Source organism: Pantoea sp. Ae19-2 (assembly GCF_059801205.1).
Genome location: NZ_JBCHWE010000001.1, coordinates 684,959 through 701,035, shown reverse-complemented (window position 1 = coordinate 701,035; position 16,077 = coordinate 684,959). Strand labels below are relative to the sequence as shown.

Below are 16,077 nucleotides of genomic sequence, written 5' to 3'. Positions count from 1 at the left end.
CTGGCAAAAAAACACGCAACCTGCCGGTAAAAACCGCTACCTGTAACATTCCCTTACGTCTGTTTACCTGAACTCATCACATGGTTAGTCTGGTTACGTTTATCGCGCCTGCCATTCATGCCGCTCTCACGGCATTTCATTCCATTCTGCATTCCGTTCATGCTCTTTTCCCTCCCGCGCGTCAGGCATTTGTTTAATCTGGCCGCAGTTTCCAGTTTTCCTGTGGGAGTAAAAATAATGAATGAGCGACAACAGGCTGTTGGTCAGCGTACACGCTGGTTAACCCTTTTCGGCACAGTGATTACCCAGTTTGCGTTGGGATCGGTTTATACCTGGAGTTTGTTTAATGGTCAGCTATCGCAAAAGCTGGCGGCATCGGTGAGCCAGGTGGCCTTTTCATTTGGATTACTGAGTCTGGGCCTGGCGGTAGCCTCTTCGCTTGCCGGTAAGCTGCAGGAACGTTTTGGTGTCCGTAAGGTGACGATTGGCGCGGGAGTAATGATGGCGCTGGGCTTATGGCTGACTTCACATGCCGATAACCTGGTCATGCTGTACCTGAGCGCAGGCATTCTGCTGGGGCTGGCTGACGGCGCAGGTTACCTGATGACATTGTCTAACTGCGTGAAATGGTTTCCTGAACGTAAAGGGATGATATCCGCCTGCGCGATTGGTGCCTACGGCCTGGGCAGCCTGGGTTTCAAATTTATCTGTGGGGCGCTACTGGCTGAGTTTGGGCTTGAAAAAACCTTTATTCTCTGGGGGTTATTAGCCATGACGATGATAGTTATCGGTGCGCTGATGATGCGCGATGCGCCATTGCAACGTTCGTCAACGGCGCAACATCAGGCAACCCGCAATTATACGCTCGCTGAGTCAGTGCGCCTTCCGCAGTACTGGATGCTGGCGCTGATGTTCCTGACGGCGTGCATGAGCGGGCTTTACGTCATTGGCGTCGCCAAAGATATCGGGGAAGGCCTGGTGCACCTCAGCACTCAGACAGCGGCTAACGCGGTCACCGTCATTGCCGTCGCTAACCTGAGTGGTCGGTTGGTGCTGGGCGTCCTGTCGGACAAAATGGTTCGTATCCGGGTTATTTCCCTGGCCCAGTTGATCGCTCTGACAGGCATGAGCGTATTACTGTTTACGCACATGAACCAGACCACCTTTTTCCTGTCGCTGGCCTGTGTCGCCTTCAGCTTCGGCGGCACGATTACCGTGTTCCCTTCCCTGGTCAGTGACTTTTTCGGCCTGAATAACCTGACGAAAAACTATGGTCTGATTTATTTGGGGTTTGGCATTGGCAGCGTGTTGGGATCGCTGGTTGCCTCACTGTTTGGCGGTTTTACCGTGACGTTCAGCCTTATCATGACGCTATTGGTCATGTCCTTACTGCTGTCGCTCACTATCCGGATGCCGCAGAGTCAGTCCGGGAGCGCGCCGCAGCTGCAACGCCAGTAATTTCAGAGGCCAGGACAGCCTGGCCTCCCTTTTTAGCCGCGAAACAGCGGTTCCGCCATGCCGGCCACGTCCAGCTCAACCGCGAAAATATCTCCCGATTCCGGATAACGTTCCCGATCTTCTTTACTGAGATTTTCTCGTGAACTGGTGATATACAACGTCTTTAACTCGCTGCCGCCAAAGGCCACCATCGTTGGCCATTTAACCGGCAGCCTGATCTCATCGACGATTTCACCACTCTGAGGATGGATGCGCACAACCCGGCCGCCATCGAAGAGTGCCGACCAGTAAAAACCTTCGCTGTCTACCGCTGCACCATCGGGTAAACCGCCGCTGGCGTCAAAACGTCGAAAAACCTCCCGCTCGCCCGGTTCGCCCTGCGCATCCAACGGATAGCGGTAAAGCACTGCATTGGGCGTATCCGTGTGATACATCCATTGGCGGTCGGGGGAGAATGCCACGCCGTTTGAGATCTTGATATCACGCGCTTTCACCTCTAGTTTCAGGTCTGGCGTCACACGGCACAGCAAACCGCCGTTTTTATCCTGTGGCTCCCACAAGCTGCCGCACCAGAAATTGCCCCAGGGATCGACACGTCCGTCATTGAACCGGCTTTTCTCCGCGATACCGGGATTATCAGCCACTTTTTTCTGTGGTTTGCCCTGCTCATCCAGCAGCCACACGCCACCGCGCAGCGCGGCGATGATACCGCCCTGTTCACGCAAGCCTATGCACCCTACCTCCTCCTGCTGAGGAAAGGTCGTCAGTTCGCCACTAAGGGGATCAAAACGATGAATCGCCGGTGCCAGGATATCAACGCACCACAATACCTGCTCCTTTACCGACCAAAGCGGGCATTCCCCTAACTCCGCCTGAAGTGGCAGAATATTTTTTACCTTGTAAGCCATGTTTGCCTCCCTTTATAGACCTGCTAATAATGTAGCTCCGATTTCCCCAACCGGGACAACGCTTTTCTTACTTGTTTTTAAGACAGGTCTTACGCATATTAGCGCTTATTCATCCTGTTCTGATTGGAATAGTCAGATTCTTTATCCGCCACCGCCCATTTTGAAATATAAAGAAATAATTATCGAAGTAACTCTACACTGGCTACATGTTTACTCCACTATTTCAGCGTAATATTTTAAGCATCGAAAAAGTGGAGATGTCGTATGAAAGCATTGAGTACCACGGTCCTGTCCACAGTATCAGCGGGTTATTTTATCAGCGGGTCAAAAATGATATCAGGGCAGGATAGCGACAGGCGGAGACAGGAAAGGATGTCCGCCAGATATGAGAAAAACTGAAGGGCAAAGATTTCACACAGCATAATATAAAAAAGAAGGTGGGATTCAATCCCACCTCGTTTTATTCGTTAACTCTTCACCGCGTAATTACACTGATACCAGGTTTTCTTCAGGCCTGGTATTGTGCTGTCCTGAGCAGGCAGATTTTCTACCTTATCAAAACCCTTATCCATGCAGTATTTCGCCACATCAATTTCCATGGCATCGCGATTAACTTTTGACGGATCGAAACGGTACTGTACCGTATTTGAGGAGGTGTCTTCATCGACCCGCTCAAACGCCCCGGGTTTGCTGGCGGTACAGCCGCTCAGCAAAATAAGTGCCAGTGCACCAATAAGTGTTTTTTTCATTTTTCCCTCACATTTTGACGCAGTGTAAGGTGCTGCAAAATGCGTATCTATAGGAATAGTACGCGACTGTCGCGTATTTACGAAGTTTTACCAATTGATTCAATACGGGTAAACAGTTGGCATAATGTGCCATTAAACTGCGAAACTGCATCTAACGAGAAACAGTCAAAGCACAACACCAGGTATGACTCTACTAATAAAAAGCCTCACTAAAAAAAAGCCTCTCAATTTAGCCCGCGTTAAGCGGGCTTTTTTTGCTTATCCCTCACCGGAAAGCGCAATCATTCTACGAAGCAGATTCGCGGCCTGCTTGTCCGGGAGTGCGAGAATTGCACTGTAGAGATCGATGGACATGGCACACATTGAAGAGCGGTCCACTGCCGTGTCTGCTGGTATATTGAGCTGCTGCAGCTTATCGCCCCATTTCTGGTATAGGCGATCAACAATATTCTTCAAATCATCCTGAGCCTGATCGCGATCCATCGGCTGTTCTTCCACCAGGCTGTTAAGCAGCAAATATTCCGTGGCTTCCGCCTCTTTTTGGTTCAGCGCGGCCGGCAGCGTTTTTGCCAGATTTACGCCGCCCTTTACCTGCGGATAGAGAAACTGAAAACAGAGGCCGGGATCGCGTTTATTTAGCGCCTGCATTTCTTCGACAGAAACGCCAATGTAATTAACGATGGCATGGTTTGACGCGCGCATCAGACGCTGATTAATCACATCCGTCAGCCAGCCTCTCAGCTCGCCAACGGCCTGAATCATGGGTTCCCCTTCACGCAGTTTGTGGGCGAGTTCGCGTGTCAGTAATTGCCACAGGGCCGGTTCCTGAGTACGCAATACCCGATAGACCGTTGCCTGCGCCATATAGTCCGCAGCCCGTTCGTAGCGTTTTTCCTGCTGTTGCTGAGGCAAAATCCACTTGAACAATAAAATATTCGACAGGATGAGCGGCAGGATAAACAGGACGATGCCCTGCCAGACGCGCAACCGGGTCGTTCTGACCAACATAAAAATGATAATCGCCAGCAGCACAAAGGCCACCAGCGTAATTAAAAGCAGGGAAGTCATACTACGTTGTTAATCCTTACGCACATCAATCAGTACCGGGCAATGCGCGCGTTCAACAACGGCCGCACTCACAGATCCTTTCAATAAACGGTTAAAGGGAGACAAATGGCGTCGCCCCATAATAATCATGCTGGCGTTTAACTGTTGCGACTGCGCCACAATCGTGTCCGCCGCTTCGCCGGCCAGTATCATGCCCCGCGCCTTGATTCCAGCCTGCAATAAGGGGGCCAGCGCATGGCGCACCACCATTTCAGCGGTATTCTGTTCATCCTGAGCCGCAACAAAATCCGCCGGATCTTCACCTGCATCAATATCGATAGGCTGGCTGCAGGATGAATAAGCGGGATCGATGCAGCATAACACCATCACTTCTGCACGATGTGCCAGCGCTTCTTCAATCGTCAGGGAAATCACTTTCTTCGCAACGGGGGTGTTATCAATAGCCATTAAGACTGTTTTCATCGGGACGTTATCCTTCAACAGCGGCGATTTTGCCAATTTCGCGAATCAGCGCCTGTTTACATTGCAGCATTTCCTCACGATAACGTGCCTCGTGTTTCTTAAAACGTGCCGTAGGCACCAGTAAGGACACCGCAAAGCGGCCGAAGATCGTATCCAGCGCGAAAGCCATGGTTGAAACGCCTTCAAGCGTTTCACCGCGATCGTAGGAAATACTGGTTTTACGCACCTCGTGAATCATCTGCAAAAGCGCCGCCAGCGTTTTAACCGTCTTATCGGTCAGTTCGCGCCAGTCATCGCCTACTCTCGCCTGCACGTCGGCATCGCTTTCCAGCGCCAGCAACGCTCTGCCGCCTGAGGTGCTGTAAAGCGGCAGATCCAGTCCGATGCGCGGCACCACGCGCAGCTCGCGTGACGCCACAACATAATGTACAACCGCCAGCTGTGAGCCGCTTGCGCGGGCCAGCGATACGGTTTCATTGGTATCGGCAGAGAGTTTTTCCAGCAGGGGTTTCACTAAATCCACCACATCCGTGTTGACGCTGGACAGCAGTTTCAGCAAAGCCGGCCCCAGGCGCAGCCCGCCCGCCCCGCTGCTTCGCACCAGCTCTGCGCTATCCAGCGCTGCCACGATACGTTGTACGGTGGAACGCGGCAGCTCGACCACCTGCGCAATCTCGCCCAGACTCATGCCACTGGGATGTTCGCCTAAGGCATTAAGAATTTTTGCCGCCCGGGCAATCACCTGAATGCCGCCCGTTTTTTCATCCTCGCGGCTGGATGATTGATGAGTCATAGCGTCGTCCTTTTTGAGCTGACTTACTGTAACCCGAAAAGCGCACGTTTTACAGCATGTACCGCATTGCAATACAGCATATTGCCATGTAATATCGCCGCGCTGTATCGCATTGCAATACATCGAACCATAATAATGAGAGCACCTGCTATGACAACCCGGCCCGGCAATGCGCCGACGCTGCATCCCTTTACCTTGCGACTGGCATTAGGCCTGCTTGGCGTCTGGATCGCCGCACTGACGTCAGGCCTTAACGATCGGGTCAGTGATATCGCCCTGGCCGATATTCGTGCCGCGCTGGGCATCGGCTACGACCAGGGTAGCTGGATTATTTCTGTTTATCAGGCCGCCGAAGTCGCCGCCATGATGATTGCGCCGTGGTTTGCCGTGACGTTTTCCCTGCGCCGTTTTTCGCTGATCATGTCCGCCGGTTTTTTATTATCCGGCGTGCTGCTGCCGCTGATGACGAACCCTGCTCTGTTTATTGCCTTGCGCGTCGTGCAGGGCCTGTTTGGCGGCGCGCTTCCCCCGATGCTGATGACCGTCGCGCTGCGATTTTTGCCCCCTCCGATTAAGCTTTATGGCCTGGGCGCCTATGCGCTTACCGCCACGTTTGGCCCGAACATGGCCGCCTCGCTGGCGGCCTTTTGGACAGATGAAGTCAGCTGGATGTTTGTGTTCTGGCAGGTCGTGCCCGGCATGCTGATTGCCCTCGTATTGATGGCCTGGGGATTACCTCAGGATCCCCTGCGCACCGAACGGTTTCAGCAGATCGACCTGTTTGGCATGCTTACCGGCTGTAGCGGCATGGCGCTGGTCGTTCTGGTGCTCACGCAAGGCGAACGGCTCGACTGGCTGGATTCGCAGCTCATTGCGGCCATGCTTCTTGCGGCGTTGCCGCTACTGATTGTGTTTTTGATTAACGAGTGGTTTCATCCGCTGCCGCTGTTTAAGTTGCAGATGCTGAGGCGGCGTAATTTGATGCACGGCTTGCTGGTACTGGCGGGCGTACTCATTGTGTCACTGTCCGGCTCGGCGCTGCCCTCAACCTATTTTGCTCAGGTTGAGGGGTTCCGTATTGCCCAGTTTGCGCCGCTGGCCTTAACCATCGGCTTACCGCAGCTGATTATCGCGCCCTTTATCGCCGCCCTGCTGAATATTCGCTGGATCGACTGTCGCTGGGTGCTGTCGCTCGGCCTGGGGTTGCTTATCGCCGCTTGTCTGCTCGGCATGCAGATCACCACCGGCTGGGCGAGAGACAACTTTTGGCTGATTCAGGCCTTACAGGCCGCGGGCCAACCGATGGTCATTTTGCCGGTCCTGATGAGCGCCACCAGCGTCGTTGCCCCGCCGGAAGGCCCGTTCGCCTCGGCGATGTTTAATACCGTGCGGGGATTCTCCAGCATCGCCGCCTCAACCCTGGTGTCATGGTTCGTCAGCCATCGTGAGCAGTTTCACTCCAGCATCCTGATTAATCAGGCGGCCAGCAGACCCTGGCTGATGACGGCCCCCGACAGCGGCCAGGCCAGTGGCCGCTATCCGCTTCTGCCAGACGGCAGCGCAAGCTCTGTTGAAAACCTGCGCGCTTTCGCTACCCAGGTCAAGCACCAGGCGCTGGTGCTCGGCCTGAGTGATACCTGGCTGCTGCTGATCGGTTTTGCGCTACTGCTGCTGCTGATCACTGCTCTGCTACCCAAGCGGGTCTGGCCGCCACAAACCTTGATCCACTCTGCAACCTCCACGTCGGGATAACTGAATATGCGTGCTTTAGTAATGAGAAAAACCCTGCTGCTTTCACTGCTGCTGCTGCTGCTGGTTTTACTGGCGATGGCGCTGGCTGTCTGGGCGGTCATGACCCGTAACGATTATCAAACCAATGATGCCTGGGTGAATGCTGATTACACCATCGTCGCGCCAAAAGTGTCCGGCTATGTCGCCCATATCGACGTGAAGGATAACCAGCAGGTGGCGGCGGGCGAACGCTTAGCCACGCTGGACGATCGCGATTATCGCGTGGCGCTTGAAAGCGCCGAAGCTGATTTGCAGGTCAGTGAAGCCAAACTGTTGAGCAGCCAGGCACAGCTGGAGCAACAGCAGTCAGTTATTGCGCAGCAAAAGGCCAGCGTCGCGGCCAGCCAGGCCACGGCTCAGTATGCCGGTCAGAGTGCTGAACGTTATAACCGCCTTTATAAAAGCGGCACGGTGGCCGCAGACGAGCAGCAAAAAGCCAGTTCTGCACAGCGTTCGGCCACGGCCACGGTGCGCCAGAGCGAAGCGGCGCTGGCTGCCGCCATTAAGCAGGTTGGCGTATTGCAGGCGGCCGTCAGGTCGTCACAGGCCGATGTCGCCGCGGCGAAAGCCAACGTCGATCAGGCACGTCTGAATCTTTCCTACACCCGTATTGTGGCGCCGGTGGCAGGCATGGTGGGACAGCGTACGGTACGGCTGGGGGCCTGGGTTTCCGCTGGCACGCGTCTGCTGGCGGTTGTACCGCTGCAGCAAACCTATATCACAGCCAACTATCTGGAAACGCAGCTGAAAGATGTTCGCCCCGGGCAACCCGTGCGCATCAAAGTGGATGCGTTACCCGATCAGGTCTTTACCGGCCATGTTGACAGCATTGCACCCGCGACGGGCGCGACATTCTCGGCGATTTCTCCCGACAATGCGACCGGCAACTACACTAAGATCGTTCAGCGCTTGCCAGTGAAAATTGTACTGGATAAAGGGCAGCCGAATCTGGCCCAGTTACGTGTCGGGATGTCCGCCGTTCCGGAAATTAACACTCAGTAAAAAATGTGAACAAACTCTCAGAACCAAACTATTTCTTTTCGGTCTGAATACGCGTAGATTAGCCCCGATCCTGTACTGAGTTATTCAGTTCGTCCGGGAAACCGTTGACCGTTGACCTGAACGGCGGCCTTATCCCTTCTGTCCGCGTTGCGCTGGATCGGGATCGCCAATATCGTAACCGCTCAGAGGAGTTCGTGTGTGAAATATGCATTGATGGGAATTTCTTTCTTCGTACTGCTTTGGGTCGGCACCTTTGTGCTGATGCTGTAGTTTCTGCAAGCAGTCCGTAGGGGGCGACAGACGGTCGCCCCAGTGGCGTACTATATTTGTTCTTCCATGCTTTTCACGCTGCCTGGCAGAATGCCGTCAGCACGAAACATCGCTTTAATCCCTCTTACTGCCTGACGAATACGATCGCTGTTTTCAATCAGCGCAAAGCGGACATGCGTGTCACCGTAATCACCAAATCCCACGCCTGGCGAGACGCAGACTTTCGCCTCCTGCAGCATATGCTTGGCAAATTCCAGTGAACCGAGATGAGCGTAGTGGTCAGGTATTTTTGCCCACACGTACATAGAGGCTTTAGGAATATCAACCATCCAGCCCGCTTCGTGGAGCCCTTTTACCAGCACATCGCGACGGCGTTTATATTGCTCGGCAATATCACGCACGCATTGCTGATCGCCTTCCAGCGCGGCAATCGCTGCCACCTGCAAGGGCGTAAAAGTCCCGTAATCGTGATAGCTCTTGATACGTGCCAGCGCAGCGACCAGTTCTTTGTTGCCGACCATAAAGCCAATGCGCCAGCCTGCCATGTTGTAGCTTTTAGACAGGGTAAAGAATTCGACTGCCACATCGCGTGCACCCGGCACCTGCATGATAGAAGGCGCTTTCCAGCCGTCATAAACGATATCGGCATAAGCCAGATCGTGGATCACCAGGACGTTATACTGCTTCGCCAGCGCAATCACGCGTTCGAAAAAGTCCAGTTCAACGCATTGAGACGTCGGATTCGAGGGAAAGCCCAGTACCATCATCTTGGGTTTGGGATAGCTTTCCCGGATGGCACGCTCCAGCTCATTGAAAAAATCAATGCCTTCCACCAGCGGTACAGAACGCACCTGGGCACCGGCGATCACTGCGCCGTAGATATGAATAGGATAACTGGGGTTAGGCACCAGCACCGTGTCGCCGTGATCGAGCGTTGCCAGCATCAGGTGGGCCAGGCCTTCTTTGGAGCCAATCGTGACGATAGCTTCAGATTCCGGATCGATATCAACCTGATAACGCTCTTCATACCAGCGTGAAATCGCGCGGCGCAGACGAGGAATTCCCCGCGACGTCGAGTAACCGTGCGTATCTTCGCGTTGTGCCACCTGGCACAGTTTTTCTACGATATGAGGCGGCGTCGCCCCATCAGGATTACCCATTGAAAGATCAATGATGTCTTCACCGCGCCGACGCGCAGCCATCTTCAGTTCAGCGGTGATGTTAAATACGTAAGGCGGCAGGCGTTCTATGCGTGAGAAACGACGGGTTGTGCTGTTATCAGCCATGATATCCTCTGGAAAACGTTAGCGCCCGGACCGTCCGAGCGACGCTGGTCACTGCGGTGACCACAACAAGAACATAACGTGCCAATAACAACTTTGTCGATAGGAGCAGAAAATTTTTTATATTTGCGGATGGAGTCGCTCAAGCAGCCAGTCATTCACCCAGCGGTCATTTAACAGATAATTATGTTGTAGTGTGCGCTGTAGCGTGAAGCCATTTTTTTCCAGAATCCGACGTGATGCCCAGTTCCCCTCTACCACCATCGCCTTGAGTTTGAGGAAATCAGCATCAAACAAACACTCACACAGTGCCTCCAGGGCTTCACTGCCAAAGCCCTGGCCGCAGTGGCGATGCAGCAGCATGTAGCCGATCTCGGCCTGGCGGGCAGGCTGCCACTCCGGCGTGCAGCCCAGTAAGCCAATGGCCTCTCCGCTATCGCGCCGCCTGACGACCAGACACAACATGTGAAAGCTGCCCACCTGCCAGGGTGCCAGACGTTGGGTGAAACGTTCACGGATATCATCTTCGTCGGGAATGTCACTCACCCACTTCATCGTATCGCGATCTTCATGCACAGCCCTGAACAGTTGCCAGTCTTCAGGACGTAATGTCGTTAGCGTCAAACGTGAAGTCATTATCTGCATACTCTACTCCCGAGCGATGGCTTAAACGAGGATAACGGCGCGAATCACCTTGTCAGGCGTCCGCGCCCTGCCCCAAATTCAGCGAGGACTAACTTGTTCCCCTTTAATGCACTCAACATTTCCGCTTTTCCCTGTTTTAGATAAATTGATCTAAAACATGAACAGCCGCGCTGACCGTCAGGCATGCTGGCGCATCATCATCACATTTTTTATCATAGCGTTCTTTAACATAGCTGAAGAGTCGCCTGTGACTTCACACTTTAACATGCTCCTCGCCGTCTTTGATCGCGCCGCGCTGATGCTGATCTGCCTGTTTTTTTTGACGCGAACCCGGCCTTTTCGTCAGCTGTTACAAAAGGATGAGCATACCTCGCTGGAAAAAGCCGCCGTCATTGCGATTTTTTCCCTGTTCGCCCTATTCAGTACCTGGTCAGGCGTTAACGTGGAGGGATCACTGCTTAACGTGCGGGTGATTGCGGTGATGGCGGGCGGCATTCTCTTTGGCCCCTGGGTGGGAATTGCCACAGGCGTGATTGCCGGCCTGCACCGCTTTCTGATTGATGTTCATGGCGTTACCTCTGTGCCTTGCCTGATCACCAGCATCATAGCCGGGATCGTCGCGGGGGGAATCAACCGTCGGGTGCAGCGCGAACGGCGCTGGTTGGTAGGGATTCTGGGCGGTATGTTTTGTGAAAGTCTGACGATGCTGCTGATTGTGCTATGGGCCAAACCTGTCGCGCTGGGGCTGGCGATTGTGTCTGAAATCGCCCTGCCGATGATTCTCGGTGCCTCCAGCATTGGCTTAATCGTGTTGCTGGTGCAGAGCGTAGAGGGCGAGAAAGAGGCCATTGCAGCGCGTCAGGCCAAGCTGGCGCTGGATATTGCTAACCAGACGCTGCCGCTCTTCAGGCAGGTGAACAGCGATTCACTTCGCAACATTTGCGATATTATCCGGCGGGAAATCAAAGCGGATGCCGTCGCCATGACCAATAAACAGAAGATTTTGGCCTATGTTGGCTATGGCGAGCACAACTATCAGCACGGCGATGACGGTATCAGCCCCACCACGGCTCAGGCGATTCACAGCGGAAAAATCATCATTAAAAACAATGATGAAGCCCATCGGACAAAAGACATTCATTCAATGATCGTCATTCCACTGCGGGAAAAAGGACAGGTTACCGGCACCTTAAAAATCTACTATCGCCGTGCGTACCGTATCACGGGTTCACTAAAAGAGATGGCCGTGGGCCTGTCGCAGATTATCTCCACCCAGCTTGAAGTTTCCCGCACCGAGCAGCTGCGAGAGATGGCCAATAAAGCGGAACTGCGTGCGCTCCAGAGTAAAATAAATCCGCATTTCCTGTTTAATGCGCTCAATGCGATTTCATCTTCTATCCGCCTTAATCCGGATACGGCGCGTCAGTTGGTCATTAACTTATCGCGTTATCTGCGTTACAACCTCGAACTGAATGACGATGAGCTGATCGATATTAAAAAAGAGCTGTGGCAGGTAAAGGATTACATCGCCATTGAACAGGCTCGCTTCGGCGACAAGCTGACGATGATTTATGACGTGGATGAGGATTTGCATTTCTCGCTGCCCAGCCTGCTGATTCAGCCGTTGGTCGAAAACGCCATCGTGCATGGCATTCAACCCTGTAAAGGCAAAGGCGTGGTCACGCTGAGCGTGCGCGATTTGGGCGACAAGGTCCGCATTGCCGTGCGAGATACAGGACAAGGCATTAGCGATGAGGTGATCGACAAGGTCGCGCGCAACGACATGCCGGGCAATAAAATCGGTCTGTTAAACGTGCATCACCGGGTCAAATTGCTTTCGGGCCAGGGACTGCATATCGTGCGTCATCAACCCGGCACAGAGATTGCCTTTACGCTGGGCAAAAACGGACAGCCACTGGTGGGGAATCTTGCATGAAAGCCATCATCGTAGAGGATGAATTCCTTGCCCAGCAAGAGCTGAGCTGGATGATTCAGCAGCACAGTAAAATTGACATTGAAGCCTGCTTTGATGACGGACTCGACGTGCTGAAATATCTGCAACAGCACCGGGTTGATGTGATCTTTCTCGACATTAATATCCCGTCTCTGGATGGCATGTTACTGGCGCAGAATATCCATCAGTTCGTTTACAAGCCGCTCATTGTCTTTATTACCGCCTGGAAAGAGCATGCGGTCGAGGCCTTTGAGCTGGAAGCATTTGACTATATTCTCAAGCCCTATCATGAGTCACGTATTATCACGATGCTCAACAAGCTGGAAGCCAGCTGGCAACAGCAGCATACGATTACCCAGGCACCGAGTGCGCAACATGCCCTCACGGTTAACCTGATCAAAGATGAGCGCATCATCGTGACCGACGTAAACGATATTTACTACGTTGAAGCCCACGAAAAATTAACCTTCGTGTATACGCGCCGCGAAGATTACGTGATGTCGATGAACATCAGCGAATTTTGCGCACGCCTGCCTGAACAGCAATTCTTTCGCTGTCACCGCTCGTACTGCGTCAACCTGAATAAGATCAGAGAGATTGAACCCTGGTTCAATAATACTTATCTGCTGAAGCTAAGGGACAAGGATTTTCAGGTGCCGGTCAGTCGTAGCAAGGTCAAAACCTTCCGGCTGCTCATGCGTTTGTAGGGGAATGGCGGAATGGACACAGCCCTTCCCACCGGGAAGGGCAACGGCAGGCATTAGATAATGCGGCCCAGCGTTTGGCGCAGGTGCGCGCCAGCGCCTAATAATCCGGGTTGATCGTGGGTGATCATATAGACCGGAATCGTGGCGACATAATCGCGAAAGCGCCCTTTGTCTTCGAAGGCCGCCCGGAAGCCCGACGATTTGAAGAACTCCAGGAAGCGCGGCACGATACCGCCCGCGATGTACACTCCACCGAAGGTGCCAAGGTTCAGGGCCAGGTTACCGCCGAAACGTCCCATAATCACGCAGAACAGCGACAGTGCACGACGGCAGTCGGTGCAGCTGTCAGCAAGCGCACGCTCACTCACTTCTTTGGGCTTGAGATTTTCGGGTACACGATGATCGACTTTCACAATCGCCCGATAGAGATTGACCAGCCCCGCGCCGGACAGAACGCGCTCGGCCGACACATGGCCTAGCTCTTCCCGCAACACTTCGAGGATTTGATCTTCTTCTTCGCTGTTGGCCGCAAAGTCAACGTGGCCGCCTTCGCCGGGCAGACTGACCCAACGCTTATCAACATGGACCAGATGACTCACGCCCAGCCCGGTACCCGCGCCGTAAATGGCCACAGGCTTATCCTTGATCGGCTCTTTGCCACCAAACTGAATGACATGTTCCGCACCCAGCATAGGGATGGCCATGGAAACCGCTGTGAAGTCGTTAATAATCTCCAGGTGTTCAAAACCGATGTTTTCTTTCAGCTTTTTGGTCGAAAATGCCCAGTCGTGGTTGGTCATCTCAACCCAGTCATCGGTAATCGGGCAGGCAATGGCGATACAACCGTCTTTGATATCCTGCTTTTGTTCATCAAGATAGTGGCGGATGACGGCTTCGAGGCTGTCGTAGTCTGATGTTGCGAATGTTTTGGCCTGGGAGATGCTGCCGTTTTCCACCTCACACAAAGCGAGACGGGCATTGGTGCCGCCGACATCGCCGACCAAGGCATAAGTTGTCATTCTTCTGGTGCTCCGCTTGGGGGTCTTAAAGAGTTGGAGGACACTATAAAATCCTGCCGATAAAACAACAACGCTCACCGAAGTTATTGGTGAGCGTCTGACTCGTGTGTGCAACAGCCTAACCGCGTTAGGCTGGCCTGCACAGAGGCAACTTTCCGAATCTCAACCGCCGTTGCGCTGGCTCAGGCAGGCTGAGACTTTGCGCAATAACGGCGGCAGGTCATCTTTTTGCATCACCACTTCAATAAACGACAGCCTGCGCTGCTGTGTGAGCTGCGCCATCAGCGCCTGGAGCTGCACGGTTTCACTGATGCGCCAACTCTGCGCCTGGCATTCCAGAGTCATCGCCTGCGGCAGCGCTGTCCAGTTCCATTGGGCAATATCATTATAACGTTGCGCGGCGCCGTGAATCGCCCGCTCCACAGTATAGCCTTCATTGTTTAGCAGAAAAATGAGGGGATGCTGTTGATCTCGCAGCATGGATCCTAACTCCTGGATGGTCAACTGGGCCGAACCGTCGCCAATAATCAGGATAACGCGCTGCCCGGGGCGGGCCGTTTGCGCACCAAACGCGGCGGGTAACGTATAGCCGATAGAGCCCCAGAGCGGCTGCACTAAAAGCTGTGCCCCAACGGGCAACCGCAGAGATGCGGCACCAAATGCCGCCGTTCCCTGGTCCGCCAGAATAATATCGCCAGGCTGCAGAAACCCCTGCATTGCCTGCCAAAAAGCAGACTGGCTGATAAGGGCGGCGTCGGAAACCGGCTCTGCCGCCCGTGGCGCACAGGCGGCCTGCCAGCCTGCCCCCAGGCGTTCGAAGACAGGCAGCAGCGCCTGCAATGCCTCTGCCATCGACAACGGGGCAAACGTCTGTCCCGCTACGCTCGCGCTGTGCGGCTGAATATCGATAAGTCGTGCCTGACTGAACTGCTGCGTAAAACCCGCCGTAATGGTGTCGGTAAACCGCACGCCAGCACAAATCGTCACGTCCACCTCTTCAATTTGCTGCCGCACGTCACCTTCACTGCCTTCGCCGGCATAGGTACCGACAAAGCCCGGCTGCTGTTCATCCAGTACACCTTTACCCATTAACAACGTGGCACAGGGAAACGCACGTTCTGTCCGTAAGGCCGCCAGCGCCGGCTGCTGTTGCCAGCGCTGGGCAAGAAAATCGGCGAGCAGCGAAACCCGCTTCGCAGGTGCCAGCAACCGCTCTGCCGCCTGCTGAAATGCGATGCGCACCTCATCAGACGACGCGGTAGTGGGCATTAGCGGCTGATCAGGCGCAGAGGTTTGCCGCTGTGCAACGTCAACCGGCAGCATTAAATAGCCCGGACGATGCTGCTGAAGTGCAGTAAGTATAACCCTGTCGATTTCAGCCGTGGCATTGTCAGCCGTCAACGCTGCCGTTGCGGCGCTGACCTCCTTCGCCATTCGGATGAAGTGACCGAAGTCCCCGTCTCCCAGCGTATGATGCACACAATCCCCCTGCTGCATCGCCTGGCTTGATGGCGCGCCCACGATGTGGATGACTGGCAGGTATTCGGCAAAGCTGCCTGCCAGACCATTAATGGCGCTGAGTTCTCCCACGCCAAAGGTGGTCAGCAAGGCGGCTGCGCCCGTGCAACGCGCGTAGCCGTCTGCGGCGTAAGCGGCGTTCAGCTCATTGGCGCATCCCACCCAGCCAATATCCGGGTGCGCAATAACGCGGTCCAGAAACTGCAGATTGTAGTCACCCGGTACGCCGAACAAATGTCTGACGCCGCACTCCTGTAAGCGAGCCAACAGATAATCACCAACCGTAAAATCGGACATAGCGAATTCCTTTGAGGGGGATTGTTCTGATAAGTATCTGACATGGCGAAAATTTGGCGAGAATGGCAGCAAATTTAGCCGATGTATTGCATGGCAAGCCCGCGTTACGACCGTGCATTATTCCGTGAATATGCGACTTCACACGAATTAATA

At 54.0% G+C, this 16,077-nt stretch carries 15 protein-coding genes; 6 read left to right on the top strand and 9 right to left on the bottom strand.

The window, feature by feature from the left end; translation table 11 throughout:
- Positions 1 to 237 precede the first annotated feature (237 nt).
- Complete coding sequence (locus AAIE03_RS03365) at positions 238 to 1,458, top strand: L-lactate MFS transporter (RefSeq protein WP_014605324.1); 1,221 nt, start codon at positions 238 to 240, stop codon at positions 1,456 to 1,458.
- Positions 1,459 to 1,490: 32 nt separating this feature from the next.
- Here the strand turns inward: AAIE03_RS03365 and AAIE03_RS03360 are convergent, their stop codons facing one another.
- The 5 genes from AAIE03_RS03360 to AAIE03_RS03340 all read right to left on the bottom strand — a co-directional run bounded on the left by AAIE03_RS03360 (position 1,491) and on the right by AAIE03_RS03340 (position 5,438).
- A complete protein-coding gene (locus AAIE03_RS03360; protein WP_072138916.1) occupies positions 1,491 to 2,366 on the bottom strand; it encodes an SMP-30/gluconolactonase/LRE family protein in 876 nt (291 codons plus the stop codon).
- A 467-nt stretch (positions 2,367 to 2,833) separates the two neighbouring features.
- Entirely contained in the window at positions 2,834 to 3,115 is a 282-nt protein-coding gene (locus AAIE03_RS03355; RefSeq protein ID WP_014605322.1) for a lipoprotein, read from the bottom strand.
- 258 nt (positions 3,116 to 3,373) lie between these two features.
- Positions 3,374 to 4,183: a G protein-coupled receptor family protein gene (locus AAIE03_RS03350; protein ID WP_105077785.1), complete on the bottom strand. Its 810-nt coding sequence runs from the start codon at positions 4,181 to 4,183 to the stop codon at positions 3,374 to 3,376.
- Positions 4,184 to 4,192: 9 nt separating this feature from the next.
- Complete coding sequence (locus AAIE03_RS03345) at positions 4,193 to 4,645, bottom strand: universal stress protein (RefSeq protein WP_014605321.1); 453 nt, start codon at positions 4,643 to 4,645, stop codon at positions 4,193 to 4,195.
- Positions 4,646 to 4,652: 7 nt separating this feature from the next.
- Positions 4,653 to 5,438 carry an IclR family transcriptional regulator gene (locus tag AAIE03_RS03340; RefSeq protein WP_498562781.1) on the bottom strand — a complete coding sequence of 262 codons (786 nt, stop codon included), beginning with the start codon at positions 5,436 to 5,438 and terminating at the stop codon, positions 4,653 to 4,655.
- Positions 5,439 to 5,588: 150 nt separating this feature from the next.
- Between AAIE03_RS03340 and AAIE03_RS03335 the strand changes: the two genes are divergently transcribed.
- From AAIE03_RS03335 to ypdK, 3 genes are all read left to right on the top strand, one after another.
- Positions 5,589 to 7,190 (top strand): MFS transporter, encoded by a 1,602-nt coding sequence (locus tag AAIE03_RS03335; RefSeq protein WP_019106043.1) that lies wholly within the window; start codon positions 5,589 to 5,591, stop codon positions 7,188 to 7,190.
- 6 nt (positions 7,191 to 7,196) lie between these two features.
- Entirely contained in the window at positions 7,197 to 8,231 is a 1,035-nt protein-coding gene (locus AAIE03_RS03330; protein ID WP_498562780.1) for an HlyD family secretion protein, read from the top strand.
- Positions 8,232 to 8,429: 198 nt separating this feature from the next.
- Complete coding sequence (ypdK, locus tag AAIE03_RS03325; RefSeq protein ID WP_006120362.1) at positions 8,430 to 8,501, top strand: membrane protein YpdK; 72 nt, start codon at positions 8,430 to 8,432, stop codon at positions 8,499 to 8,501.
- A 50-nt stretch (positions 8,502 to 8,551) separates the two neighbouring features.
- Here the strand turns inward: ypdK and alaC are convergent, their stop codons facing one another.
- Complete coding sequence (gene alaC, locus AAIE03_RS03320; protein WP_013026618.1) at positions 8,552 to 9,787, bottom strand: alanine transaminase; 1,236 nt, start codon at positions 9,785 to 9,787, stop codon at positions 8,552 to 8,554.
- A 117-nt stretch (positions 9,788 to 9,904) separates the two neighbouring features.
- A complete protein-coding gene (locus tag AAIE03_RS03315) occupies positions 9,905 to 10,429 on the bottom strand; it encodes a GNAT family N-acetyltransferase (protein ID WP_498562779.1) in 525 nt (174 codons plus the stop codon).
- A 265-nt stretch (positions 10,430 to 10,694) separates the two neighbouring features.
- Here AAIE03_RS03315 and AAIE03_RS03310 point away from each other — a divergent pair, with 265 nt between their 5' ends.
- A complete protein-coding gene (locus AAIE03_RS03310; RefSeq protein WP_026021025.1) occupies positions 10,695 to 12,365 on the top strand; it encodes a sensor histidine kinase in 1,671 nt (556 codons plus the stop codon).
- Positions 12,362 to 13,090: a LytR/AlgR family response regulator transcription factor gene (locus AAIE03_RS03305; protein ID WP_498562778.1), complete on the top strand. Its 729-nt coding sequence runs from the start codon at positions 12,362 to 12,364 to the stop codon at positions 13,088 to 13,090. Before AAIE03_RS03310 ends, AAIE03_RS03305 begins: the two co-directional genes overlap by 4 nt.
- Before the next feature lie 53 nt (positions 13,091 to 13,143).
- Here AAIE03_RS03305 and glk read toward each other — a convergent pair whose 3' ends face one another.
- Positions 13,144 to 14,109, bottom strand: a complete 966-nt coding sequence (gene glk, locus AAIE03_RS03300) for a glucokinase (protein ID WP_014594240.1) — start codon at positions 14,107 to 14,109, stop codon at positions 13,144 to 13,146.
- A 162-nt stretch (positions 14,110 to 14,271) separates the two neighbouring features.
- Entirely contained in the window at positions 14,272 to 15,924 is a 1,653-nt protein-coding gene (locus tag AAIE03_RS03295) for a thiamine pyrophosphate-binding protein (protein ID WP_498562777.1), read from the bottom strand.
- Between the last annotated feature and the right edge of the window lie 153 nt (positions 15,925 to 16,077).

Excerpts from the sequence above, each read along its gene's own strand:
- AAIE03_RS03365 (WP_014605324.1), top strand. The coding sequence starts at position 238 with ATGAATGAGCGACAACAGGCTGTTGGTCAGCGTACACGCTGGTTAACC.
- AAIE03_RS03360 (WP_072138916.1), bottom strand. The coding sequence starts at position 2,366 with ATGGCTTACAAGGTAAAAAATATTCTGCCACTTCAGGCGGAGTTAGGG.
- AAIE03_RS03355 (WP_014605322.1), bottom strand. The coding sequence starts at position 3,115 with ATGAAAAAAACACTTATTGGTGCACTGGCACTTATTTTGCTGAGCGGC.
- AAIE03_RS03350 (WP_105077785.1), bottom strand. The coding sequence starts at position 4,183 with ATGACTTCCCTGCTTTTAATTACGCTGGTGGCCTTTGTGCTGCTGGCG.
- AAIE03_RS03345 (WP_014605321.1), bottom strand. The coding sequence starts at position 4,645 with ATGAAAACAGTCTTAATGGCTATTGATAACACCCCCGTTGCGAAGAAA.
- AAIE03_RS03340 (WP_498562781.1), bottom strand. The coding sequence starts at position 5,438 with ATGACTCATCAATCATCCAGCCGCGAGGATGAAAAAACGGGCGGCATT.
- AAIE03_RS03335 (WP_019106043.1), top strand. The coding sequence starts at position 5,589 with ATGACAACCCGGCCCGGCAATGCGCCGACGCTGCATCCCTTTACCTTG.
- AAIE03_RS03330 (WP_498562780.1), top strand. The coding sequence starts at position 7,197 with ATGCGTGCTTTAGTAATGAGAAAAACCCTGCTGCTTTCACTGCTGCTG.
- alaC (WP_013026618.1), bottom strand. The coding sequence starts at position 9,787 with ATGGCTGATAACAGCACAACCCGTCGTTTCTCACGCATAGAACGCCTG.
- AAIE03_RS03315 (WP_498562779.1), bottom strand. The coding sequence starts at position 10,429 with ATGCAGATAATGACTTCACGTTTGACGCTAACGACATTACGTCCTGAA.
- AAIE03_RS03310 (WP_026021025.1), top strand. The coding sequence starts at position 10,695 with ATGCTCCTCGCCGTCTTTGATCGCGCCGCGCTGATGCTGATCTGCCTG.
- AAIE03_RS03305 (WP_498562778.1), top strand. The coding sequence starts at position 12,362 with ATGAAAGCCATCATCGTAGAGGATGAATTCCTTGCCCAGCAAGAGCTG.
- glk (WP_014594240.1), bottom strand. The coding sequence starts at position 14,109 with ATGACAACTTATGCCTTGGTCGGCGATGTCGGCGGCACCAATGCCCGT.
- AAIE03_RS03295 (WP_498562777.1), bottom strand. The coding sequence starts at position 15,924 with ATGTCCGATTTTACGGTTGGTGATTATCTGTTGGCTCGCTTACAGGAG.